General features: G+C 69.6%; 27 protein-coding genes. 19 read left to right on the forward strand and 8 right to left on the reverse strand.

The annotated features are described in order from the left end of the window. Positions 1 to 80: 80 nt before the first annotated feature. Genes ACQPXG_RS21895 through ACQPXG_RS21905 form a run of 3 tightly spaced genes read left to right on the forward strand, consistent with a single transcriptional unit; the run spans position 81 to position 1,855 of the window. A complete protein-coding gene (locus ACQPXG_RS21895) occupies positions 81 to 617 on the forward strand; it encodes a hypothetical protein (RefSeq protein WP_433469558.1) in 537 nt (178 codons plus the stop codon). A 12-nt stretch (positions 618 to 629) separates the two neighbouring features. Continuing rightward, positions 630 to 1,436 (forward strand): hypothetical protein, encoded by an 807-nt coding sequence (locus ACQPXG_RS21900; protein WP_433469559.1) that lies wholly within the window; start codon positions 630 to 632, stop codon positions 1,434 to 1,436. Further along, entirely contained in the window at positions 1,436 to 1,855 is a 420-nt protein-coding gene (locus tag ACQPXG_RS21905) for a hypothetical protein (protein WP_433469560.1), read from the forward strand. Before ACQPXG_RS21900 ends, ACQPXG_RS21905 begins: the two co-directional genes overlap by 1 nt. Before the next feature lie 71 nt (positions 1,856 to 1,926). On the opposite strand, the gene ACQPXG_RS21910 is transcribed toward ACQPXG_RS21905, so the two are convergent. Next, positions 1,927 to 2,235: a winged helix-turn-helix domain-containing protein gene (locus tag ACQPXG_RS21910; protein ID WP_433470025.1), complete on the reverse strand. Its 309-nt coding sequence runs from the start codon at positions 2,233 to 2,235 to the stop codon at positions 1,927 to 1,929. Positions 2,236 to 2,580: 345 nt separating this feature from the next. Between ACQPXG_RS21910 and ACQPXG_RS21915 the strand changes: the two genes are divergently transcribed. Then, complete coding sequence (locus ACQPXG_RS21915) at positions 2,581 to 3,036, forward strand: DUF3800 domain-containing protein (protein ID WP_433469561.1); 456 nt, start codon at positions 2,581 to 2,583, stop codon at positions 3,034 to 3,036. Here ACQPXG_RS21915 and ACQPXG_RS21920 read toward each other — a convergent pair. Further along, entirely contained in the window at positions 3,033 to 4,274 is a 1,242-nt protein-coding gene (locus tag ACQPXG_RS21920; protein ID WP_433469562.1) for an IS256 family transposase, read from the reverse strand. The two genes, ACQPXG_RS21915 and ACQPXG_RS21920, sit on opposite strands and share 4 nt — an antisense overlap. A 325-nt stretch (positions 4,275 to 4,599) precedes the next feature. Between ACQPXG_RS21920 and ACQPXG_RS21925 the strand changes: the two genes are divergently transcribed. The 7 genes from ACQPXG_RS21925 to ACQPXG_RS21955 all read left to right on the forward strand — a co-directional run bounded on the left by ACQPXG_RS21925 (position 4,600) and on the right by ACQPXG_RS21955 (position 8,616). Further along, entirely contained in the window at positions 4,600 to 4,839 is a 240-nt protein-coding gene (locus ACQPXG_RS21925; RefSeq protein ID WP_433469563.1) for a helix-turn-helix domain-containing protein, read from the forward strand. An 89-nt stretch (positions 4,840 to 4,928) separates the two neighbouring features. Then, positions 4,929 to 5,123 (forward strand): hypothetical protein, encoded by a 195-nt coding sequence (locus ACQPXG_RS21930; protein WP_433469564.1) that lies wholly within the window; start codon positions 4,929 to 4,931, stop codon positions 5,121 to 5,123. A 179-nt stretch (positions 5,124 to 5,302) separates the two neighbouring features. Beyond that, the gene (locus ACQPXG_RS21935) at positions 5,303 to 5,596 is read left to right on the forward strand and encodes an HNH endonuclease (RefSeq protein WP_433469565.1); all 294 of its coding nucleotides are present in this window, start codon (positions 5,303 to 5,305) and stop codon (positions 5,594 to 5,596) included. Positions 5,597 to 5,642: 46 nt separating this feature from the next. Further along, positions 5,643 to 5,936 (forward strand): hypothetical protein, encoded by a 294-nt coding sequence (locus tag ACQPXG_RS21940; protein WP_433469566.1) that lies wholly within the window; start codon positions 5,643 to 5,645, stop codon positions 5,934 to 5,936. 34 nt (positions 5,937 to 5,970) lie between these two features. Then, the gene (locus ACQPXG_RS21945) at positions 5,971 to 6,426 is read left to right on the forward strand and encodes an AAA family ATPase (protein ID WP_433470026.1); all 456 of its coding nucleotides are present in this window, start codon (positions 5,971 to 5,973) and stop codon (positions 6,424 to 6,426) included. A 385-nt stretch (positions 6,427 to 6,811) separates the two neighbouring features. Beyond that, positions 6,812 to 7,075, forward strand: coding sequence for a hypothetical protein (locus ACQPXG_RS21950; protein ID WP_433469567.1), 264 nt, complete (start codon positions 6,812 to 6,814; stop codon positions 7,073 to 7,075). Beyond that, the gene (locus tag ACQPXG_RS21955) at positions 7,072 to 8,616 is read left to right on the forward strand and encodes a hypothetical protein (protein ID WP_433469568.1); all 1,545 of its coding nucleotides are present in this window, start codon (positions 7,072 to 7,074) and stop codon (positions 8,614 to 8,616) included. Before ACQPXG_RS21950 ends, ACQPXG_RS21955 begins: the two co-directional genes overlap by 4 nt. Positions 8,617 to 8,648: 32 nt before the next feature. On the opposite strand, the gene ACQPXG_RS21960 is transcribed toward ACQPXG_RS21955, so the two are convergent. Continuing rightward, positions 8,649 to 9,248: a hypothetical protein gene (locus ACQPXG_RS21960; protein WP_433469569.1), complete on the reverse strand. Its 600-nt coding sequence runs from the start codon at positions 9,246 to 9,248 to the stop codon at positions 8,649 to 8,651. A gap of 130 nt (positions 9,249 to 9,378) precedes the next feature. Here ACQPXG_RS21960 and ACQPXG_RS21965 point away from each other — a divergent pair, with 130 nt between their 5' ends. From ACQPXG_RS21965 to ACQPXG_RS21980, 4 genes are all read left to right on the forward strand, one after another. Continuing rightward, the gene (locus ACQPXG_RS21965; protein WP_433469570.1) at positions 9,379 to 9,777 is read left to right on the forward strand and encodes a helix-turn-helix domain-containing protein; all 399 of its coding nucleotides are present in this window, start codon (positions 9,379 to 9,381) and stop codon (positions 9,775 to 9,777) included. Positions 9,778 to 9,903: 126 nt separating this feature from the next. Then, on the forward strand, positions 9,904 to 11,154 hold the full coding sequence (locus ACQPXG_RS21970; protein WP_433469571.1) for a hypothetical protein: 1,251 nt from the start codon (positions 9,904 to 9,906) through the stop codon (positions 11,152 to 11,154). Further along, positions 11,155 to 11,703, forward strand: coding sequence for an SAM-dependent methyltransferase (locus ACQPXG_RS21975; RefSeq protein ID WP_433469572.1), 549 nt, complete (start codon positions 11,155 to 11,157; stop codon positions 11,701 to 11,703). It abuts the gene before it with no gap. Further along, positions 11,700 to 11,912 carry an SAM-dependent methyltransferase gene (locus ACQPXG_RS21980; RefSeq protein WP_433469573.1) on the forward strand — a complete coding sequence of 71 codons (213 nt, stop codon included), beginning with the start codon at positions 11,700 to 11,702 and terminating at the stop codon, positions 11,910 to 11,912. Before ACQPXG_RS21975 ends, ACQPXG_RS21980 begins: the two co-directional genes overlap by 4 nt. Positions 11,913 to 11,918: 6 nt before the next feature. On the opposite strand, the gene ACQPXG_RS21985 is transcribed toward ACQPXG_RS21980, so the two are convergent. Together ACQPXG_RS21985 and ACQPXG_RS21990 are read right to left on the reverse strand one after the other, a co-directional pair. After that, on the reverse strand, positions 11,919 to 12,116 hold the full coding sequence (locus ACQPXG_RS21985; protein ID WP_433469574.1) for a DUF397 domain-containing protein: 198 nt from the start codon (positions 12,114 to 12,116) through the stop codon (positions 11,919 to 11,921). A gap of 12 nt (positions 12,117 to 12,128) precedes the next feature. Next, on the reverse strand, positions 12,129 to 13,010 hold the full coding sequence (locus ACQPXG_RS21990) for a helix-turn-helix domain-containing protein (RefSeq protein ID WP_433469575.1): 882 nt from the start codon (positions 13,008 to 13,010) through the stop codon (positions 12,129 to 12,131). Positions 13,011 to 13,300: 290 nt separating this feature from the next. Here ACQPXG_RS21990 and ACQPXG_RS21995 point away from each other — a divergent pair, with 290 nt between their 5' ends. Beyond that, positions 13,301 to 14,698 (forward strand): tyrosine-type recombinase/integrase, encoded by a 1,398-nt coding sequence (locus ACQPXG_RS21995; RefSeq protein WP_433469576.1) that lies wholly within the window; start codon positions 13,301 to 13,303, stop codon positions 14,696 to 14,698. On the opposite strand, the gene ACQPXG_RS22000 is transcribed toward ACQPXG_RS21995, so the two are convergent. Beyond that, the gene (locus ACQPXG_RS22000; RefSeq protein ID WP_433469577.1) at positions 14,619 to 16,721 is read right to left on the reverse strand and encodes a molybdopterin-containing oxidoreductase family protein; all 2,103 of its coding nucleotides are present in this window, start codon (positions 16,719 to 16,721) and stop codon (positions 14,619 to 14,621) included. The two genes, ACQPXG_RS21995 and ACQPXG_RS22000, sit on opposite strands and share 80 nt — an antisense overlap. Before the next feature lie 130 nt (positions 16,722 to 16,851). On the opposite strand from ACQPXG_RS22000, the gene thyX reads away from it, so the two are divergent. Beyond that, positions 16,852 to 17,649 (forward strand): FAD-dependent thymidylate synthase, encoded by a 798-nt coding sequence (gene thyX / locus ACQPXG_RS22005; RefSeq protein ID WP_433469578.1) that lies wholly within the window; start codon positions 16,852 to 16,854, stop codon positions 17,647 to 17,649. Positions 17,650 to 17,742: 93 nt separating this feature from the next. Beyond that, positions 17,743 to 18,468, forward strand: coding sequence for a dienelactone hydrolase family protein (locus tag ACQPXG_RS22010; RefSeq protein ID WP_433469579.1), 726 nt, complete (start codon positions 17,743 to 17,745; stop codon positions 18,466 to 18,468). Positions 18,469 to 18,514: 46 nt separating this feature from the next. On the opposite strand, the gene ACQPXG_RS22015 is transcribed toward ACQPXG_RS22010, so the two are convergent. Continuing rightward, positions 18,515 to 18,919: a PaaI family thioesterase gene (locus ACQPXG_RS22015; RefSeq protein ID WP_433469580.1), complete on the reverse strand. Its 405-nt coding sequence runs from the start codon at positions 18,917 to 18,919 to the stop codon at positions 18,515 to 18,517. A 119-nt stretch (positions 18,920 to 19,038) separates the two neighbouring features. Between ACQPXG_RS22015 and ACQPXG_RS22020 the strand changes: the two genes are divergently transcribed. Continuing rightward, positions 19,039 to 19,839, forward strand: coding sequence for a helix-turn-helix domain-containing protein (locus tag ACQPXG_RS22020; protein WP_433470027.1), 801 nt, complete (start codon positions 19,039 to 19,041; stop codon positions 19,837 to 19,839). A 6-nt stretch (positions 19,840 to 19,845) separates the two neighbouring features. Here the strand turns inward: ACQPXG_RS22020 and ACQPXG_RS22025 are convergent, their stop codons facing one another. Next, positions 19,846 to 20,967 carry a globin domain-containing protein gene (locus ACQPXG_RS22025; protein ID WP_433469581.1) on the reverse strand — a complete coding sequence of 374 codons (1,122 nt, stop codon included), beginning with the start codon at positions 20,965 to 20,967 and terminating at the stop codon, positions 19,846 to 19,848. Positions 20,968 to 21,293 lie beyond the last annotated feature (326 nt).

Below are 21,293 nucleotides of genomic sequence, written 5' to 3' on the forward strand. Positions count from 1 at the left end.
CGCCCTTCACACCCCACCCCCGGGCAGCAGGCGCGCACCCGAGATGTGGGGCCAAACCAAGAAGCGCGCCGGAGGTGCACATGACCATCACCATCGAGCGGGCGGCCACCGCCGCCAAGGACCCGCGTGAGCTGATCCCCGCCTGGGCGTTCGACCTGCTCGCGCACGACTTCCGCAAGAAGCACCACACCTCGCACGCCTACACCGAGCGCGTGATCGGGCAGATGCTGGTCTTCCTGAAGGCGGCCGGGCAGATCCGGCGGGAGGCGCGCCGCGACCCCCGCGCGTACGTCAGGATCGTCCCCACCCGGCCCGTCGACGAGGCGTGGCACGAGGCGCTGCAGCGCACCGAGGTGTACCTTCCGATGAGTCTGGCGTTCGCGGACTCGATGATCCACCACCGGCCCGTGATGGACGACGACATCCGCTCCGGCGCCGCCCTCGCCCGAACCATCCCGTTCCTGAAGGCCACCGGCCTGCACGTCGATCCCGAGTTCTGGGACGACGAGTCCGGCTCCAGCTGCTGCCCGCCAGAGTGCAACGACATGGGCGGCAAGGTCGCGATGGGCAGCTGGGACGGACTGGTGCCGGACGGCCCGCTCACCCTCCAGTTCTGACCAAGGGGACTCATGCGTAGCGACTGGACCGACCTGCCGTTCGAGGTGCTCGACGGGATCGAGGCGCACACCGGGCCGATCCACCGGACCGAGCCCGCGCCCGCGGGCAACCACGCCGACATCGCCTCCAACGTGGACACCGCGAGCGGGCGGCTGTTCGTCAAGGCTGCCCGCAAGGTCTCCCCGGAAAAGGACGGCCCCGAGGTCCGGTCGCTGCGCAACGAGGCCAGGATCCTCCCGCACGTGACCGAGTTCGCCCCCCGGCTCCACTGGACGGTGGAGGCCGGGGGGTGGCTCGTCCTCGGGTTCGAGCACGTGGACGGCCGGCACGCCGACTACACGCCCGGGTCCCCCGATCTGGAGATCCTCGCCAAGACTCTGCACGCGCTGCAGGCCACCCCCTGCCCCGAGATCGTGCAGATGCAGGTCGAGCGCCGCTGGGAGACGGTCACCGAAGACGTCTCGCCGATGGCCGGGACGGCACTGCTGCACACCGACGTCAACGCCGAGAACCTGCTCATCACCCCAGACGGCCGGGCGGTCCTGGTCGACTGGGCGTTCGCCTCCCGCGGCGCCGCCTGGGTCGAGCTGGGGCTGCTGCTGCCGTGGCTGCTCAAGGCGGGGCACACCCCGGCGGAGGCGGCCGACTGGGTGACGGAGTTCCCGTCCTGGGCGCAAGCCGACCCGGCCGACGTCGACCTGTTCTCGACGGCGTTCGCCGAGAGGTGGCGCCGCCACGCCGAGCGCAACCCCGCCGAGTGGGTTGCCCTGCACGCCGACCTGACTCGACGGTGGGCGGAGTTCCATAGAGGAGGGTGATGAGTCACCCGATCGCCCCGGACACCACCAAGCGAAGCGTCCAGCCCACGCACTACCACTGCTACAAGTGGTCGGGCAGCGGGCAGGAGTGGGACCGGCTCGGGAAGACCGACACGCTCGACCTGAACAGCCCAGACCGGCCACCCGTCAGGACGGCCGACTGGCCGATCAAGTCGCCGCGGCTCATCGCCGCAGTCCACACCGGCCCGAAGGACGCCTGCGACTGGCTGATCGCCGAGTGGGACCAGGCGCGCGAGAAGGCACTGAATCCCGTTCCCGAATGGGTGAGCAGCGAGGACCGCGCTGTGCGGGCGCTGCAGGCGATCGAAACGGGCTGCTGGCCGTCCTACAGCATGTGGCTGGCCGGTGGCGTCATCGTGCTCACCGCCGTGGTCGGCACGGCCAAGCGCTGCCACTGAGCACGACGAAAGGACGCCCCTCGTCCTCCCCGGAGGGAGGACGAGGGGCGTTTGTGTCGGTGGCGTTGCGGTCAGTCCGCCTTGGCGACGAACGTCCCCTTGGAGGCGAGCGTCACGACCAGGCCGCGCTCGCGCAGCTCCTCGACCGCGCGCCGGGCCGTGCCAAGCACGACGCCATACTCCTCCGCCAGGTCCCGCTCGCCCGGCAGCCGCGCGCCCGGGGACAGCGACCCGGCGGGCCGGCGGGATGCCCGGCCCGCCTCGATCCAGGCGGCGAGGGGGTCGGCGACCTCTCGGTAGACGTAGGCGGCCGGGCACGAGTCGGACGGCGGGTTCTCCGTGGCCGCGCCGGTAGGCAGACGACCGAGGTCGGGCGACAGACATTCTGCGGATAAGTCGCCGGACGTTGTCGTCCTGCGGAATGCTTTCGCAAAGCAGGAACTTTAGATTGTGAATCGCAAGATCGCGACACGCCGATACGACCAGGTATTTTTGCACTCCCGCGTTGTGATCACGTGATTACTATCTGTGATCAGACGGGCCTCCGTGCAGGTGGATGACCTTGGCTGGACGCGCCAACTCAGAGTCGAAAGTCCCGTTTGGTCGTTTGTTCCGCTGTTACCGGCGGTAACGCTCCGTGGTATCTGAGTGGGATTCGGCTCTCCCGGCATGGAATGATCGATGCCGCTGAAAAGCAAGAGCGCGAACGAACAGGTGAGCATCCCATGCACACGACGGCGTACCCTCCCGCCGCGCCCCAGGGGCGGACGCTTGCGTTCATCGACGAGGCGGGCCAGCGATCCCGGACTCCCAAGTCCAGCGACCACTTCGTCATGTCCGCGGCACTCATCGATGACGAGCACCTGGACGAGGCCTCCGAGTGCCTCGCCAAGCTCCGAGTCGATCTGGGGCGACGTCCGGGCGATCACCTCACATGGAAGAACCTGCACGGTCACTCGCTCCGCCTGCATGCCTTCATCGGCGCCGGCGTCCTCAGCGGCACCATGATCTCGTTTGACGAGTGGATGGAGCGGTGGATCGAGCAGATGGAGCGCGCGAACGAGGACCTTGGATCCGCCTTCCGGGCAGCGCTTCGGCAGGCCAGTGAGAACAGCCCAGGGTCACGTCCAGCGGAGTGGTGTATGAGTCGGCCTCCGCGTGATCCTGTTTCTGCAGGTTAAGCGGTGAGTTCTCGGTTGTCGATCTTGGGGTTGGGTGTCGTGCCGTCGATGACGTGCAGGCGGGCTTTGGCGAGGAATTCCAGGCCCATGTAGCGGCGGGCCTCGGTCCATTCGTCGGTCTGCTCCATCAGGACTGCGCCGACGAGGCGGATGATCGCGGCCCGGTCGGGGAAGATCCCGACGACGTCGGTTCGGCGGCGGATTTCCTTGTTGAGGCGTTCCTGGGGATTGTTGGACCAGATCTGCCGCCACAGTTGCCGCGGGAAGGCGGTGAAGGCCAGCAGGTCGTCGCGGGCGGTGTCCAGGTGCTCGGCGGCCTGCGGGTGCTTGCCCTCCAGCGAGGCGACCACCCGGGCGTGCTGGGCGGCGACTTCTTCGGCGGCCGGCTGGTCGAAGATGGTGCGCACCAGCGTTGCGACCCACGGCTGGGCCGACTTGGGCACCCGGGTGAGCAGGTTGCGCAGGTAGTGCGTCCGGCACCGCTGCCAACCCGCACCGGGCAGGGTCGAGCCGATCGCCTCGACCAGGCCGCGATGCGCATCGGAGATAACCAGCTGCACGCCGGTCAGGCCGCGGGCGACCAGCCCGCGCAGGAACGCCAGCCACCCGGCGCCGTCCTCGGCCGAGGTGACCTCGACGCCGAGGATCTCGCGGTGCCCGTCGGCGTTGACGCCGGTGGCCACCAGCACGTGCACTCCCACGATGCGACCGCCCTCACGGACCTTCTGCGTCAGGGCGTCCACCCACACGAACGCATACGGGCCGCCCTCCAAGGGTCGGTTGCGGAACGCAGCCACCTGGACGTCCAGCACCTTGGACATCTCCGAAACCTGGCTCTTGGAGATGCCCTTGATGCCCATCTGCTCCACCAGCTTGTCCACCCGCCGCGTCGACACACCCAGCAGATACGAGGTCGCCACCACGCTCACCAAAGCCTGCTCGGCCCGGCGACGCCGCTCCAGCAACCACTCGGGGAAGTAGGACCCCGACCGCAGCTTCGGGATCGCCAGCTCGACGGTGCCGGCGCGGGTGTCCCAGTCCCGGACCCGGTAGCCGTTGCGGCGGTTGACCCGCCCGTCCGAGCGGGTCCGGTAGTCGGCCCCGCAGACCACGTCGGCCTCCGCGCTCATCAGCGCCTCGGCCATCGTCTTGACCATCGACCGCAGCAGATCCGGCTCACACGCCCCGATCTGCTCGGCAATCCACTCGGCAGGGTCCACACTGTTGTCCGCGGCCATCGCGTCGTCTCCTTCTTCTTGATCATCCATCTCGAAGGATCTACGCGGTGGCCGTCTCACGTCACGACGCCACGCTCTTCACCTGCGGAAACTCGTACACCACCTCCGTGGACGCAACCCAGCCCAGAGGTGGCTGAGTATCAGGGGTCTGGGAACTTCGTGTTCATGCGTGACGCAGACCTTCTCCAAGGGCCTCACGTACGCCCTGTGCGGCTCTGGCGTGGGCGGGTGTCCCAGATCGACGGCTGGGCCATGGGCGCATACAGCACCGATTGACGGCGAAACGGGGGGCGGAATCCGGTCATTGATCACGCAAACTGGAGACGTGCTTCTCAACCCCGCCGACGAGTTGTCGGAGCTGCTCACCCTCGACCAGGCCGCGCGCCTGGCGGGGGTGACGCGCCGCACCCTCGACCGCTGGATTGCCGCGCGCCGCCTCACTGTGTACGAGGTCCGCGGGCTCACCGGCCGCTACGTCCGCGAGGACGAGCTGCTCGACGTCGAGTACGAGCGCCGGCAGTCGCGCCGGCAGGGCCGTCCCGGCGCCCGCGTCGTGGCAGCTTGACGACTTGACCTAGCGTGTCTCATCCTGTGATCAGTGTGGTGCTTTGCCGCCACCGGTTCCCCGGGGACGGAACGGGCATTTAAGCCCATGTGCCGTCGTTTGACCGGTTCCGCCGGGATGTCACCCGGCTCCAAGTCGCCCACCCGGACGTCGAGCTTCACCTCGTCTGGACGGGCCCGGACGCCCCGGTCACCCTCGACCTGATCCGCACGATGCCCGTCCTGCGCGGCTACGGCCTCGCCGGGGCGGCCCTGCGTGACGTGATCGTTCGCGCCGACGCCTAGGGTGTCCCGCTCCACCTGGTCGTCGAGCCGCTCCAGGGCGACAAGGACGTCGATCCGGCCCGCCTCGCCCGCTGGTACGAACGGTACGGTTTCGTCCCTGTCGGCCCGCCGCGCGAGGACGGCGCACAGCCCATGGAACGGCCCGCCGGGCACCGATAGGCCCCCGAGGGAGGTCGCGCATGGCCGCCCGCACCGCTGGCCGTAAGGGACGTCCCTGGCGACGCGCACGCGCCCAGGCCCTGGAGGAGGGCGCCGGGATCTGCTGGATCTGCGGGCACGGCGGCGCCCGCTACGCCGACCATAAGATCCCCCTGCAGCACTGGAAGGCCATGGGCGGCGACCCCAACGACCCGGCCAACCTCGCGCCCGCGCACGGGGCCCTCAACCGGTGTTCCGACTGCGGACGGTGCTGCAACGAGTCCAAAGGCGACCGCCCGTACGCCCCGCCCGTCCAGGGCTCCCGGGACTGGTAGAGCGCGTCTTGGCAGGTCACAGCACTCATCTCGTTAGAGTTACACCATGGATGCGCGCCGCGAATACCTGGACACACTGATCAGCTTGCTTACCGTTGCGGCCCACCATCTCGATTCCGGTGGGTCTGTTTCGAATCTTGATGAGCGCATCGCTGCGGATCTTGATGCCCTTTTGCCCAACTTGCCGAGCGTCGAGACGCTGCCTGTCCTCGTCGCCAGCTTCACCCTCAGCCGACACCTCCTGGAGGAGTTGGCCACTGCGTCAGGCAAATCGCGGACCGCGCTGGTTCGACAAGTCGCCCTCGCCCTAAATCCAAAGAGTGGGTGCCAGGCGCCATGATCCAGATCGGCTAGAAGCCGTGCGCCTCTACGTCGTGACCGGGCCACCAGCCTCGGGCAAGACCACGTACGTGCTCAACCATGCCTCCCCCGGCGCGATCGTGGTGGACTACGACCTCCTGGCGGCCGCGCTCACAGCGGGGGCAGCCGATACCCACCGGCACCCCCGGCCCGTCCAGCAAGTCGCCCACCGGGCACGCCGTGCCGCTGTACGAGAGGGCCTCAGACAGGCCAGGAGTCATGAGGTGTGGGTCGTGCACTCCGCCCCCTCCCCCGATGCCCTGGCCGAGTATCAGGCCCACCATGCCCACCTCATCACCATCGACCCTGGTCAGGACGTGGTGCTGGCACGGTGTGAGCAGCTGCGTCCGCCTGGGTCCCGTGACGCCGCACTGCGCTGGTACGCACAGCGCGACCACCTGCCACCCACCACTTTGCATGCACAGAGTGACATCACAGTCAGCAATGATCATGGTTCGCGAGACTGGTAACACCGAGTGATGCCCCCCGTGATGGCTCTCGCAAGATCAGCTTCGATCTCACAGATCGTGATGCCACACACACCGTCGCGATCTCCATCACACAACGTGATGAACACGCGAACAGGGCGCTGACCTGCAGTGATATGGGGATGGCCTGGTCGGGGCGGGGGCACCGTCCCGACGGGAGATGAGATCTTTTGGGGGACCCACAGCCAGTGCTCCTGTTTCTCTCTCCGGTCAAGATCATCGGAATTATTACACAGAGTTACATAACACAGAGTGACGATTTTGCCAAGATCGTCCACCCTTGATCGTTATCACTCTGCGTGATGTCACCCCGTGTAGTCCCCGCTAATTGGCCCTTCTCGGCTTCGACCCGATTAGCGGAGGCGCCATGGGTGATCTTGAAAAGGCCCTGCGCGCCGATCTTGAACGATGGGGCCCCGAGGTCGCCGACACTGCGCTGGCCGCCGCCGCGATCGACGCCGCCCGCCGCCTGGACTCCCCCGGCGTGAGCGCCGCCTCGGCAAGCCTGATGCACGGCCAATATCGCCAATACCTCGCTGACCTGCGAGAACTCGCCCCCTCGGGTGAGGAGGCGGACGAGATCGACGACCTGGCCGCCCGGCGCCGCCGACGCCGGGCATCCGGCGAGTGACCGAGACGCTGGACGGCGTCGTCGAGCCGCGCATCTGCACGGCCCCCGACTACGCCACCTCTGCCGGCCGGGAGTGCATCGACCTCGCCGCGAAAGCCGGACTGAAGCTCGACCCCTGGCAGCAGTGGGTGTTGCACCGCGCGCTCGGCGAGGCCGACGACGGCCGGTGGGCCTCCTTCGAGGTCGGCATGATCGTCCCCCGCCAGAACGGGAAGTCGGCGATCTTCGAGGCGCGCATCCTCGCCGGCCTGTTCCTGTTCGACGAAGAACTGATCATCTACAGCGCGCACGAGTTCAAGACCAGCCAGGAGATCTTCCGCCGGATCCTGGCGCTGATGCAGCGCCGTCCCGTGTTCCGCAAGCGGATCAAGGCAGTGAGCAGGTCCAAGGGCGACGAGGGCATCGAGCTGTGGCCCACCGAGGAGTGCCCGAACGGGCAGCGGCTGCGGTTCGTCGCCCGCTCCGGCGGCTCGGGCCGCGGCTTCTCCGGTGACTGCGTCTTCTGGGACGAGTCGCAGCACCTGGGCGACGCCCCCGTGGACGCGCTCATGCCGACCATGCTGGCCCGCGACAACCCGCAGCTCTGGTACGGCGGGTCCGCTCCGGACAAGGACATCGCCCCGTGCGAGCAGATCACCCGCGTGCGGTCCCGGGCGATGAAGGGCGGGGAGACGGCCCGCAAGCTGGCCTACTTCGAGTGGTCGGTCGAGGTGCACACCTCCGAGTGCGAGACCGCGTGCACCGAGCACGACGACCGCGACGATCCCGCGACCTGGGCGAAGACGAACCCGGGCCTGGGGGTGCGGGTCTCGCTGGAAATGATCCAGCACCTGCACGACTCCATGTCGGTGAAGGGGTTCGACCGGGAGATCCTCTCGGTCGGGAACTACCCGAGCGTCGAGGGCGGCTGGCGGGTCATCTCCGAGCCCGCCTACCTCGCGGTCGTCGACGAGGAGTCCCGCCCGCTCGACCCCATCGCGTTCGCGGTCGAGGTGTCCCGGGACCGGCAGTCCGCGGCGATCGCCGTGGCGGGCCCGCGCGAGGACGGCCTGCTGCATCTGGAGATCCCGCCGAACGACTACCGGCCGGGCACCTCCTGGGTGCCCGAGCGGCTCGCGCAGCTGGTCGCCAAATGGCGGCCGTGCGCGGTGGCGATCGCCCCAGCCGGGCCCACCGGGAGCCTGGAGCCGGACATCAACGAGGCCCTGGAGGACCTCGACGAGGACGTCCGCGTCGCGCTGACCCTCATCAAGGGCAGGGACACCGGGGCGGCGTGCGGGGGCCTGTACGACGCGATCGTGCGTCCTCGCGAGGCGCCGCCGGACTGGGCCCCGAGCGTACGGATCCGCCCGCATCCGGCGCTCACGGCGGCCGTCGCAGGCGCGAGCAAGCGATACCTCGGCGACGCGTGGGTGTGGGACCGGCAGGGCAGCTCCGTCGACCCGTCCCCGCTGATCGCGATCACGCTCGCCCGCTGGGCGTTCCTGACCCGGCCGGCCGAAGAGGACGAGCCCGCCCAACCGTGGGCGATTTTTGTGTGAAGCTGGCCTAGCGCCATCCTCGCTCTGCCTGATCAATCCGGCGTCCAATAACGGTCGTGCCCACCGTCCTCGCTTGACAGGCCAAGTCGCTTCATCTCGCGCTCATGAGCCTTGCGCTTCCTCTCGCGTTCATACTCCTTTAGCTCTCGATCGGCCGCCTTTAGCTCCAGCTCTCTCTGCGTTGGGGGCGCTGCTCGGGTGCGCCTCCTTTCTGCCGCTGTTTGTGCTTGGTCTGCCATGAACAGCCACTGCTGCACTGGGGAGTCCCAGGGCTGATCAAAGGCCGGGACCGGCGGCCCGAAGAGCTGGACTATCGTTTCATAGGGCTCGCCTCGGAGTTCATAGGTCGATGCCAGCGGTGGAGGAACCGGGACTAGGAGTTCCAAGAGTTGCTCCGCCTCCACCTCGCACCCCCCGGGGAACCGGATCGGATCGCTGAGGGTCAATGCTGCCCTCGCGAGGAGATCACGAAATTCCTCTCGGCGTGAAGGTTGAACCTCCCATCGACCTGGTAGAGCCTGCAGATCTCGAATGATTTCATCCAGGACAAGCTGAGCCGAGGCACTGAGAGTCAGTTTCAGGCTTTCGTGGAGGTCGGCCAGTGATCCATGTAGCTCGTTCTCCTGGCTCATGCGATCGAGTGTAGAACTTGGCCCGCTCCCAGCGAAGAAAACATGGCGCTGGGGCTAGGGAGATCACGCGTGATCGCGATCGTTTCGGGCATCGCTCATCGCGGTCACGCTCGCCCGCTGGGCGTTCGACATGGGGGGAGCCAGTCAGGCGGAGCTCGCCGCCCGCGGCGGCCCGAGCGTCAGCGTGCTCAGCAAGATCGAGACCGGGGCGCGCGCCTATGGCGACCGCGTCATCACCAAGCTGGAGGACGTGCTCGGCTGGGAGCGCGGCAGCGTCCAGGCGATCCTCGACGGGGGAGAAGCCCAGTTGAAGGCGAGTGCACCGCCACCCGCCGGAGCGGTGTACCCCGAGGTCGTCGGCGACGACCCGTTCTTCCGCTACATCTGGGACTATCCGGGCGCCGAGGTCGGCCGGGAAGAGCGCGAGTACGTGGTCCTGCGGGCCAAGCTGCGGCGCCTGGAGCTGGGCAAGCAGCACGGCGTCCGTCCGGCCGCCGATCCTCCGCAGAGGAGGGTTGACCAGGGCTGAGCGAACGGTAACGATTCGCTTACAGGGCGATGAGCATCGCCCAGACCTCAAACGAACGTGCTTGTCTTACGATTGCTTGTCTAACCAATGCGGGACCGGGGGCGGACCACGCAAGGGGACAAGGGGATGCGCGATCCCTATAACGAGGACGAGCTGCGGGACGCCGAAATGGCCCGCATCCGCGCACGCCTCGCCGAACTGGAGCGGCCACCGGGCCAGGGGGCGGTGCCGCGCGAGCTGGAAGAACTGCTGAACTCCGACGCGCCCTGGCGGAGCGGGCCGGTGCCGATCCCGCCCAGCCGCCTACTGACCGTGAAGTTCCGCGGTCGCGCCGGGCTGGCCACCGCCCAGGATGTCCTTCGGTACCTGGAGGCGCCGGAGGCGACCAGCGGTCCGGCGACCGGCAGGCTCGGTCCCGTGACCCGGCGGTATCTCCCGCCGCCGCTGGCCGGCTACGCCGAGGACGGCCATGTCGTCCTGGCGGACTGGCTGGACAAGGGCGACGCCCGCCGCGTGCTGCGGGTGCTGCGCGGAGGCCAGCCAGACCGGCGTCCGGACCGCCTCGGCGAGCGGCGCCTGTGGAGCGTGGCCCTGCTGCCCGCCCTGCTGGGCCTGCGCTGGCTGCGCGACCTCGGCCAGCTCGCCACCCTCAGCCCGGCGACCGGGACCACCACGGCGACAGCGACGTGCACCGGGACCATGACCGGTGCCGTGAGCGGCACGGTGGCGGCCGCCGTCACGCCGCTGGCCACCGCCGCCGCGATCATGTCCACGCCGGCGACCCTGCCCGTGATGCAATCGGCGCTCGCGCCTGTCGTCCGCCCCGGGGTCGCGGTCGTGGAGATCGTGCCCGCGAGGGACGAGGATCCGCTGACCCCGCCGCTTCCCGCGCTCCCGGCCGCCGAGCCGGTGACCGACTCCGAGCCGGAAGCGGCGGACCCCGAGGACTCAGAGCCGATCCCGCCGCCCGCCACGGTGCCCGCCGGTGTGACTACTGCCGAGCCGACCGCCGAGCCGACCGCGTCGGCGACCCCGGCGCCCTCGGCCACTCCGTCGCCCGAGCCGTCCCCCTCGACGTCCGCGACGGAGGCGGAGAGCAGCACCCCGCCGTCCACGAAGCCGGCCGCTCAGCCGACTCCCACGCAGACGACGGCGTCCAGATCACCCGCGCCGACGCCCGCGCCCAGCCCTTCGACCGAGCCGGTGCCGGCCGCCGAGCCGCCCGAGGATCAGCCGCCCGCGCCGAGGCCCGCGTGCCCCGAACTCGTCCCCGCGGCCCCGCCCTGCGGGGACGAGCTTCCCGGGCGGCAGCACAGCCTGCCGTCGAGGTCATCGCAGCCGGTCTCCAGCCTCCCCCCGACCTGCAAGGAGCCGTGAATGCAGCACCGGATCGACGTCAGCCGCCCTAGTCCCGCCCGGATCTACGACTACCTGCTCGGCGGCAAGGACAACTTCGCCGTCGACCGCGAGCTCGCGGAGAAGTTCCTCGCCCGCTGGCCGGCTCTGGCGACCACTGCCCGGGTGAACCGGGCATGGGCGGTCCGGGTCGTGCGGCACTTGGCCGGCGAGCGGGGGATCGACCAGTTCGTGGACGTCGGCTCCGGCCTGCCCACGGCAGACAACGTCCACCAAGTCGCACAGCGGATCACCCCAGGGGCGCGGGTCATGTACGTCGACAACGACCCGATCGTCCTGGCGCACAGCCGGGCGCTGCTGGCCGAGAACCAGGGCGCCGACTACGTCGCGGCGGATGCCCAGGACGCCGACACGGTCCTGGCCCGCGCCGACAGATTCCTCGACCCCTCGCGGCCCGTCGCGATCCTCATGGCCTCCCTCCTGCACTACCTGCCCGAGCCCCCCGAAGAAGTCGTCGCCCCTACAAAGAATGGGCGCCTTCGGACAGTGATCTCGCCGTCGCGCATGTGAGCTGCGACGGCGCCGACCAGGAGATACTCGAAGAGATCGGCGACCATTTCCCGGAGATGACCATTCGTCCCGCCGCAGAAATCCGCGCGTGCTTCGAGGGGGCGGAATTGATCGAGCCCGGGATGGTGGAGGCCCGCCAGTGGCGGCCGGAAGAAGAGGTGCCCCTCGGCCCCCTGCCGCTACTGGCGGGTGTCGGACGTGTACTGTGAGGACCCTTACAGATCCCTCTGACCTGCTTTGATGGATGCGATCAGGTCGGCGAATGCGGGTGCCGACAGGGCGGCCACAGGACCGTCTGGGGCCTTGGAGTCGCGGACGGCGACGCCGCGCGGGGCGCGCGCCAGCTCGACGCAGTTGCCCTCGACGTCGCTGTAGCTGGATTTTCGCCACTTGCGGTGCGGGGTTTCGGCCACTGGCCTGCCAATCTAGCGGGGAAGTTCTCCCGCCAGCTTAGCCATGAGTTTCTTGGTCCGATCCTCAGGGGTCGACACTTCGACCAGGCGAAAGAAATCGACGAGGTAGACCGCGACGACCCCGCGCTCCTCGATCCAGATGGAGCCCGCCGGCGTCTCGACGTAGACGACCTCCGGGTCCGTCGGCTCGGCGAAGTCCATGATGACGAACGGCCCCTGCGCCGGGGCCGCGCCCGCGCTGAACGGCAGGACCTGGATCGTGACGTTCGGCAGCTCGCTCAGCTTGCGCAGATGCTCCAGCTGCTCGCGCATCACCGCCTCGCCGCCCACTAGGCGCCGCAGCGCACCTTCTCCCACGACCGCCCACAGCCGCACCGGGTCTGGCCCGGTCAGCAGATGCTCCTGGCGGGTCGTGCGGACGGAGACGCGAGCCTGTACGTCGTCCTCGGGCATGTCCGGCCGCCGCGCCTTGATGAGGGCGCGCGCGTAGCCAGGGGTCTGAAGCAGCCCCGGGATGTTGGCGACCTCCCAGGTGCGCAGGCTCCGGGCCTCGGTCTCCAAACCGATGTAGGTGTCATAGTCCCGGCTGATCTGGGTGCGGTAGTTGTCCCACCATCCGCGCTGCCGGGCCTGCCTGGTCAGCTCCAGGACCTCTGAGCGGCGCGGCTCGCCGATCCGGTAGGCGTCCAGGAGACGCTCGATCTCCTTGAGGATCGGCTTGCGCGGCGCATCCTCCAGGCGGCTGACCTTTGTGCGGGACCATCCAAGGTCGGCGGCGACCTGCTCGGTCGTGCGGCCGTTCTCTGCGCGCAGTCGTCGCAGGACCATGCCGAGCCGCCGCTGGCGGAGGGTCGGCGAGATGCGTTCCACGGCCCACCTCCCGGTCGTGATCATCTGCCGTCACTATGCGTAATGCGTATCATGTCAGCTAAATTCGCACGGTGCAAATTCTTGACTTAAATCGGATGGCCACGCAGTATGGGACGAGCCGTAAGGCGTCCGGTCAAGGGACCGATGCTGGCGCGGCGGCAGACCGCAACAACCGTGCCCCCGGTCCCGCGCCGCCGCCGCGCCAGCGAAGTCCCATCATCCCGCAGCCTCACGGCGCCAAACCATCACCAGCAGCACCCGCCGCGAGGGTGAGCGCTGCCCCGCGCGGGCAGCCGACTCCCTCCGGAGGGCGCATGGCCGTCTACGACCGATGGCACACCCGCAAACCGCGGACCGATCCCAAGACCGGCAAGCCGGTCGGTGCGTGCGGCAAGCACAGCACCAAGGCCACGGAGCTGTATCCGTCCGCCGCTCATGGCAGGGGAGCGCGCTGGCAGGTCCGCTGGTACGACCTCGGCGGCAAGCAGTGCTCGGAGAACTTCGACCGCAAGGAAGGCAAGAACCCCGAGCTCCACGCCGAGGCCTACTGGGCGAAGGTCCAGCATGAGCTGAAGGCCGACACCTACATTGACCCCTCCGCGGGCGAGGTCTCGCTCAAGGACTACGCCGAGCAGCTCATCGAGTTCCGGACCCTGAACGGGACGTCCCGCGAGAACATGCGCCAGGCCCTGGCCAAGCACGTCTATCCGGTGATCGGCGGGATCGAGCTGAAGACTCTCTCCCGGACACCCTCACTCGTCCAGGCCGTCGTGGCCCGCATGACCAAGGCCAAGCTGGACCCGGTGACGATCGGGACGGTGATGACCCACCTGGGTACGGTCATCAACTGCGCGATCGACGACGAGAAGATCACCAAGAACCCGCTCAAGAGCAAGGTCGTCGTCATCCCCAAGGCGCCCAAGCGCAAGATCGTCCCGTGGACGCGTGCGCAGATCGCCGCGCAGCGTGACGCACTGCCTGGCCGCTACAAGACGATGGTGGACGCCGGGGCCGGCCTCGGCCTGCGGCAGGGCGAGGTGTTCGGCCTTGCGCCCGATGACGTGGAGTGGCTGAAGACCAGGCCGAAGGTGCACGTCCGCCGCCAGGTCAAGGTCATGAAGAACGCCGAGGGCAAGTGGGTCCTGGTATTCGCGGCGCCCAAGTACGACAAGACCCGCACCGTGCGGCTGTCGGAGTCGGTGAAGCAGGTGCTCGCCGAGCACATCCAGCGCTATCCGCCGCTGAAGGTCACCCTCCCGTGGGGTGACCCGGAGGGCGATTCGGTCACGGTCGAGCTGATCTTCACCAGCGGGCCGGTCGAGCGCGAGGACGGCAAGAAGGTGCGTCTGCCCAAGGCGGGCGCGCTGCATCGCTCGTGGTTCTCTCGCTGCATCTGGAAGCCGGCGGCGATCAAGGCGGGCATCGTCGATCCGGCCAAGGAAAGGGAGCCGGACGCGCCGCCGCGAGACCACAACGGGATGCACGCCCTCCGGCACTGGTTCGCCTCGGTGCTGCTCGCGGGCGGCGAGGGCATCCCCGCGGTCAGCGAGTGGATGGGGCACTCCAGTCCGAGCATCACACTCGACCGCTACGGGCACCTGTTGCCCGACAACGAGGACCGGATGACGGGCCTCATCGACGAGGCTCTGAAACCCGATCATGAACAGGGTGCACTGGATGTGCATTCTCATGATCATCGGGAATCGCGGTGATCTCCACGCGGGTGTCGTGGAAGACGGGGCCGCCGCCGAGGTCGGTGTCGCGCTCGTCGACGACTGCGTTGGCGTTCGCGCCGCCCGCGAGCTTGGCCCAGTGGCCCTTCGTGGTGGCCGCCACACCCGCTCTGACCTGGTCGGATACCGTCAACGTCGCCTCGAAGGCGCCCCGGTCGTTGCCGACCCTGACCCGCTGCCCGTCGGTCAGCCCGCGTGCCTTGGCGTCGTCCTCGTGCAGGCGGACGGTGAGGCCGCCGGAGCGCCGCCTCAGCTCCGGATTGTTGCCGAACTGCGTGTTGAGGAACTCGTGCGACGCCGCCGAGATCAGCGCGAGCGGATACCTCCGGGCCCGCTCGGTGTCGGCGACCTCCACCGGCGGGACGTACCCGGCCAGCCCGGCGGTGGGGGAGCGGAACTCGAACCGCCCCGACGGGGTCGGGAACCCCTCGGCATAGGGCAGGAACGGGTCCGGGACCGACATCCGGAGGAACCCCTCCTTGCGGAGCCGGTCGAGGGTGATCCCGGCCATCCACGGGTGGTCGGACGCGAGGAGCTGCTCCGCGAGGCTCTCGTCGGAGTCGAAGAGCGCCGGCTCGTCCAGGCCCATCCGGCGGGCCAGCCGCCGGAACGTCTCGGTCGTCGGCAGGCACTCGCCCGGCGGCGCCACCGCCGGCTCGTTCCACGTCAGGTACAGGTGCCCGTAGCCCTCGTGCAGGTCGGTGTGCTCGTGCTGTGCCGTGGCGGGCAGCACGATGTCGGCGTAGTCCGCGGTGTCGGTCGGGAACTGCTCCATCACCACGGTGAACAGGTCGCCGCGGGCCAGCCCGCGCCGCACCTTGTTCTGGTGGGGCGTGCTGCCCGCCGGATTGGCCGCGATGACGAACAGGGCCTTCACCGGCGGGTCCTGGACGTCCAGCAGTCCCTCGCCGAGGCGGCTCATCGACAGCGTCCGCACCGGGCCGGGACGAAGGTCGTCCCGCCAGAGCGCGGCCTTGTTCAGCTTCACGTGACCGGACGTGGAGAACGCGACCCCGCCGCCCCGGCGTGCCCAGTCGCCCGTCACGGCGGGGATGCCGGCGATCACCCGCAGCGCCGCCCCGCCGCCCGAGTGCCGCTGGAGCCCCTGCGTCGCCCGGATGGCGGTCGGGCGCGTCCGGGCGATCCGCTCGCCGAGCGCGCGGATGCTCTCCATGGGGACGCCGGTGATCTCCGCGGCCCGCTCCGGCGGGAACTCCGCCATACGCCCCTGGAACTCGTCCCACCCGAGAGTGTGCCGCTGCAGGAACTCCTCGTCCTGGGCGCCGAGTCCCACGATGACGTTCAGCAGGCCGAGCGCGAGCGCAGCGTCCGTCCCCGGGATCGGCGCCAGGTGCTCGTCGGCCTGCTGCGCCGTCCTCGTCCGCACCGGATCGATCGCGACCAGGTACGCCCCCGCCTTGCGCGCCTCCTGCACGAACTTCCACACATGATGACCGCTGGTCAGCGGGTTCGTGCCCCACAGCAGGATCAGCCCCGCGTGCGCGAGGTCCTCCGGATCCATGCCGCCGGGCGAGCCGACCGCCTCGGTCATCCCGGCGCTGCCCGCCGCCGAGCAGATGTTCGCGTGATGCGCCGACGCGCCCAGCACGTTGAAGAACCGCCGCCCCGAATGCCCCTCGAGACCTTGGAGGTAGCCGAGCGTGCCCGTCCCCCAGTACGGCCAGATCGCCTCTCCGCCGTGCTCGCGGACGACGTCCTCCAGCCGGGTGGCGATCTCGTCGAGCGCCTCGTCCCAGCCGATCCGCTCGAACCGTCCCTCACCCTTCGCGCCGATGCGCCGCAGCGGATGCAGGATCCGGTCGGGCTGCGCGGCCCGCTCCAGCCACCGGTTCACCTTCGTGCACAGCGCCCCGCGCGTGTACGGGTGACCGGGATTGCCCCGCAGCCCGACCGCCTCGCCGTCCCGCACCGTGACGACCCACGAGCACCCGTCGGGACAGTCCAGCGGGCAGGCTCCCAGCACCTTCAGTTCCGACGGCATCGAACCTCCCTACCTGGACGAACCCCTCTAGTCTGCGGCACGACACCTCCGCCACCGTGCCGGGGTCGCGGTCGTCGTACCGGGGTGGTTTCCTAAGGGGCGACGGATACGACACGTAGGGGGAACGAGAGTGAAGAGCGTCGAGCCCGAGGTGTTCCTCGTTGCGCGGCCCGAACTGGACTACGACGAGGTCGCCCGGTACCTGCGGGACGTCGGCGGGGAGGGCTGGCTGGAGCGGCTCGACCGGGGCGAGCTCGACGACGAGCTGAACGACCCGCAGAACCTGGCCGAGTTCGCCGGGCGGCTCTGCTACCGCTCGTGGGAGCCGGGCCTCAACCCCAACGTGACCAAGATCCGCACGGACTCCGGCCTGTATCTGGAGAACATCCTGCGGAGCCTGCACGGCTCGGTGCTGGAGCACGTCAGCTTCAGCTTCGTCCTGCACAACGTGAGCCGTGTCCTGACGCACGAGCTCGTCCGGCACCGTCCCGGGGTGGCCATCTCGCAGGAGTCGCTGCGGTTCGTCCGGCTCCAGGACATCCCGTTCTGGTTCCCCGAGTGGGCCCGCGAGGACGCCGAGCTGATGAAGCGCGCCACCGCCATGCTGGAGCAGATGGAGGAGTTCCAGGGCTGGATGGCGGCGCACTTCGGCCTGGACGACGAGGGCGTGCCGTTCAAGGAGAAGAAGCACAAGACCTCGTTCATGCGCCGCTTCGCCCCCGAGGGCGTCGGCACCGGCCTGGTCTGGACGGCGAACGTCCGCACCCTGCGGCACACGCTGGAGAACCGCACCGCGCCCGGCGCGGAGGAGGAGATCCGGCTCCTCTTCGGCAAGATCGGCGAGGTGATGCGCAAGGAGGCCCCGGACCTGTTCGGCGACTACGTCATCGAGGACGGCACCTGGACCCCCGAGTGGCGCAAGGTCTGACCAGGTCATTCGCGGTCCCCGGGTTCCGATCGCCGTGGACGGTTCGGTTCGGGTCTAGGCGTACGGTGTATATCTGCGGAATTATTCGACGGTATGTCTGACATCAGAATTCCGGCGGGTGGCCGCGAGCTGCCGGGGTACCTCGCCGTCCCCGAAGGGGAGGGGCCCTGGCCCGGCGTCGTGATCGTGTTCGAGGCGATGGGCGCGAGCGCGGACATGCGCGCCCAGGCCGACCGGTTCGCCGCGAACGGCTACCTCGCCGTCCTGCCCGACCTGTACAACGGTGCACCATGGATCCGCTGCGTCACCAAGGCGATGCGGGACATGCGCGCCCGGCGCGGCCCCACCTACGACCACATCGAGGCGACCCGCGCATGGATCGCCGGCCGGGACGACTGCACCGGCGACGTGGGCGTGTGCGGGTTCTGCATGGGCGGCGGCTTCGCGCTGGTCGCCGCCGCGAAGTACGACTTCAAGGCGGCCGCGGCCAACTACGGGATCCTGCCGCGCCGGCCGGAGGAGTCGCTGCGGGGCGCGTGCCCGATCGTCGGCAACTACGGCGGCGCGGACCCGACGCTGCGGGGGGCCGCGGGCAAGCTGGAGCGGGCGCTGACGATCGCCGGTGTCACGCACGACGTGAAGGAGTACCCGGGGACCGGGCACAGCTTCCTCACCGGCTTCACCCCGCCCGCCCCGCTCGGCCCGGTCGCGAAGATCGCCTTCGGGGTCGGCAGGGGCCGTGAGAACGCCGCGGACGGCTGGGACCGCATCTTCGCCTTCTTCGCCGAGCACCTCGACACCAAAAAATCTACAATGTAAAGGCGCTCGGCGGTGCGCCGCCCACCGGCCCCGAGTGAGCCGGAGATCAGCTGCGCAGTACCGCCTGGGTCTGGGTCACCTGGGCGACGCGGCGGCCGGCCGCGTCGAACAGGTCGGTCTGGACGACGATCGAGGTGCGGCCGGTGTGCAGCGGATGCGCGACACCCCGGACGTGCCCCTCCCTGACCCCGCGGAAGAAATTGGTCTTGGACTCCAGCGTCGTCGTGAACGTGTCCGGCGGCAGGTTGAGGAAGGCGCAGGCGGCGCCGAGCGTGTCGGCGAGCGCCATGAGGGCTCCGCCGTGCATGACACCGCCAGCGGTGCAGCGGTCCGGGGCCCAGTCCAGGTGGCCGGTGACCTCCCCGGGCCCTGCGGTGTCGATCTCCACGCCGAGCGCGCGGGCGAACGGCATCGCGTCGGTCAGCTGGTCGGGGGTGAGTTCCGTGGTCATGAGTTCCTCCTCGGTCCGCGTACCGCACCCACCCTGGCGATGGGGCCGCCGCCGGTCCATTACCCCGGACGTAATCGTGGGCCTGACCAGGGTGCGGGTAGCGTCGGGGCGTGACCACGATGACGACGGCGTTGAGTGATGTGAGACCTATCGGGGACCAGCTGCGCGCATGGCGGCAGCGGCGCAGGCTGAGCCAGCTGGAGCTGGCGTCGGAGGCGGACGTGTCGACCCGGCACCTCAGCTTCGTGGAGACGGGGCGTTCGGCGCCGAGCCGGGAGATGGTGCTGCGGCTCGCGGAGCATCTGGACGTGCCGCTGCGCGACCGCAACCTGCTGCTGGTCGCGGCCGGGTACGCGCCGGTGTTCGACGAGACGCCGATCGAGGAGCCGAAGATGGACTCGGTCCGGGCGGCGCTGAGGCAGGTGCTGGAGGGGCACGAGCCCTACCCGGCCGTGGTCGTCGACCGGTTCTGGAACCTGATCGACGCCAACGCGGCCGCGGCGTTCTTCATGGAGGGCGCGCCGCAGGAACTGCTCGAACCGCCGCTGAACGTGCTGCGGCTCAGCATGCATCCGGACGGGATGGCCAAGAACATCCTGAACCTGGCCGAGTGGCGCGCGCACATGATCGACCGGGTGCGGCGGCACGTCGCGCTGACCGCGGACGCGGCTCTAGCCCAGCTCTACAAGGAGCTGCGGAGCTTCCCCGGAGACGTGGGGGAGGCGATCGCGCCGCCCGCCGACCACGAGGTCTTCGTCCCGCTGCGGATGCGGGTGGACGGCCGGGAGCTGTCGTTCTTCAGCACGATCGCGACCTTCGGGACGCCGGTCGACATCACGGTGGCCGAGCTGGCGATCGAGTCGTTCTATCCGGCGGACGCGAAGACGACCGAGTTCCTGCGCGAGCGCGCCGGCTGGTGACCGGGGTCAGTCGCCGGCCGTGAGCAGGTCGTGGTGGATCCGCGTCAGCGGCACGCCGAGCCGCTGCAGGGCGGTGACCGTCCGGCGGACGAGCGGGGCGGGCCCGGCCACGTAGGCTTCGTGGTCGCGGACGCCGTGCAGGAGCCCGGGCAGCACGTCCGGCACCCGGCCCTTGAGGGCGCCGGGCGCCGGGGCGCGCGACAGCACCGGGACGACCCGGAGCCGCGCGAAGGCGGACTCCAGCAGCCGCAGGTCGGCGAGATCGTAGAGGGCGCTCTCCTCGCGGGCCGCGACGAGCAGGCGGACGTCACGGTCCCCGCCGGCGGCGACGGCCTGTTCGGCGAGCGCCTTCATGGGGGCGAGGCCGGTTCCGCCGCCGATCAGGAGCAGCGCGCGATCCGAGGCGGGGTCGAGCGTCATCGCGCCCTCGGGCGGTCCGAGCAGCACGGTGTCGCCCGGTCCGGTGTGCCGGACCAGCGCGCCGCTCACCCAGCCGCCCGGGCGGGCCCGGACGTGCAGGCGCAGCGTCCCGTCCGGCCGGGGCGCGTTCGCGACCGAGTACGGCCGCCAGACCCGCGGCCACCGGGCGGACTGCACGCTCACGTGCTGCCCGGGGGCGAACGGCAGCGGGCGGTCGGGCCGCAGCGTGAGGACCGCGAGGCCGGGGGCGCGGCGGTCGTGCTCCACGACCTCGGCGACCCACCATGGCGGGGCCTGCGCGGCGTCCCGCTCCGCCGCGCGGATCATGGTGTCGGCGGCGGAGCGGTAGGCGGCGGTCCAGGCGTCCTCGGCCTCCGCCGTCCAGACGTCGGCGGCGAAGGCGCGGAGCGTCGCGATCAGCGCGGCCCCGACGGCGGGGTAGTGCTCGCGCAGCACCCCGTACTTGCGGTGGCCGCGGCCGAGCCGGCCGAGATGGCCCGCGAGCTCCGCGGGGTTGTCCTGGCTCCAGACGATCCGGGTGAGGGCGTGGAAGAACCGGTCGTGCTGGGCGCCCATCGCGGGCGGGAACAGGGCCCGCAACCGGGGCTGCGCCGCGAAGAGCCGGCCGTAGAAATAGCTCGTGGCACCTGCCGGATCGGTTTCGAGACGTGCGAAGCATTCTTTGATGACGCGGGGTTCTGGTGACATTCGCCAGCTCGCCCCCTCGGGCTTTCGGTGGCCGGGTGCCATGGCCGCACGGTGATCGGGGTTCACCGGGGCGCCCGGCTTTGTGAGATTCTCGCAGGCGTATCCGCTGGTGGCCAAGCAGGCGGCCGTGAAGAGTCTGGTGATCAACACGCCGAGTAATCATGATTGATTCTCTGTAATGGGCTGTGCGTCCAATAGGAAACGCATACTGATCGGTACCGACGCGGTGGAATGAACGACGCGTGTACCGCGAGGTGGGGCTGGAGGAAGATTCTGCTCCCGGGTTGAAGATTTCAGGATTATTCGGTGTTTCGTGTGTGACGGCG

It is taken from the genome of Spirillospora sp. CA-128828, from assembly GCF_050945415.1.
Lineage (GTDB): Bacteria > Actinomycetota > Actinomycetes > Streptosporangiales > Streptosporangiaceae > Spirillospora.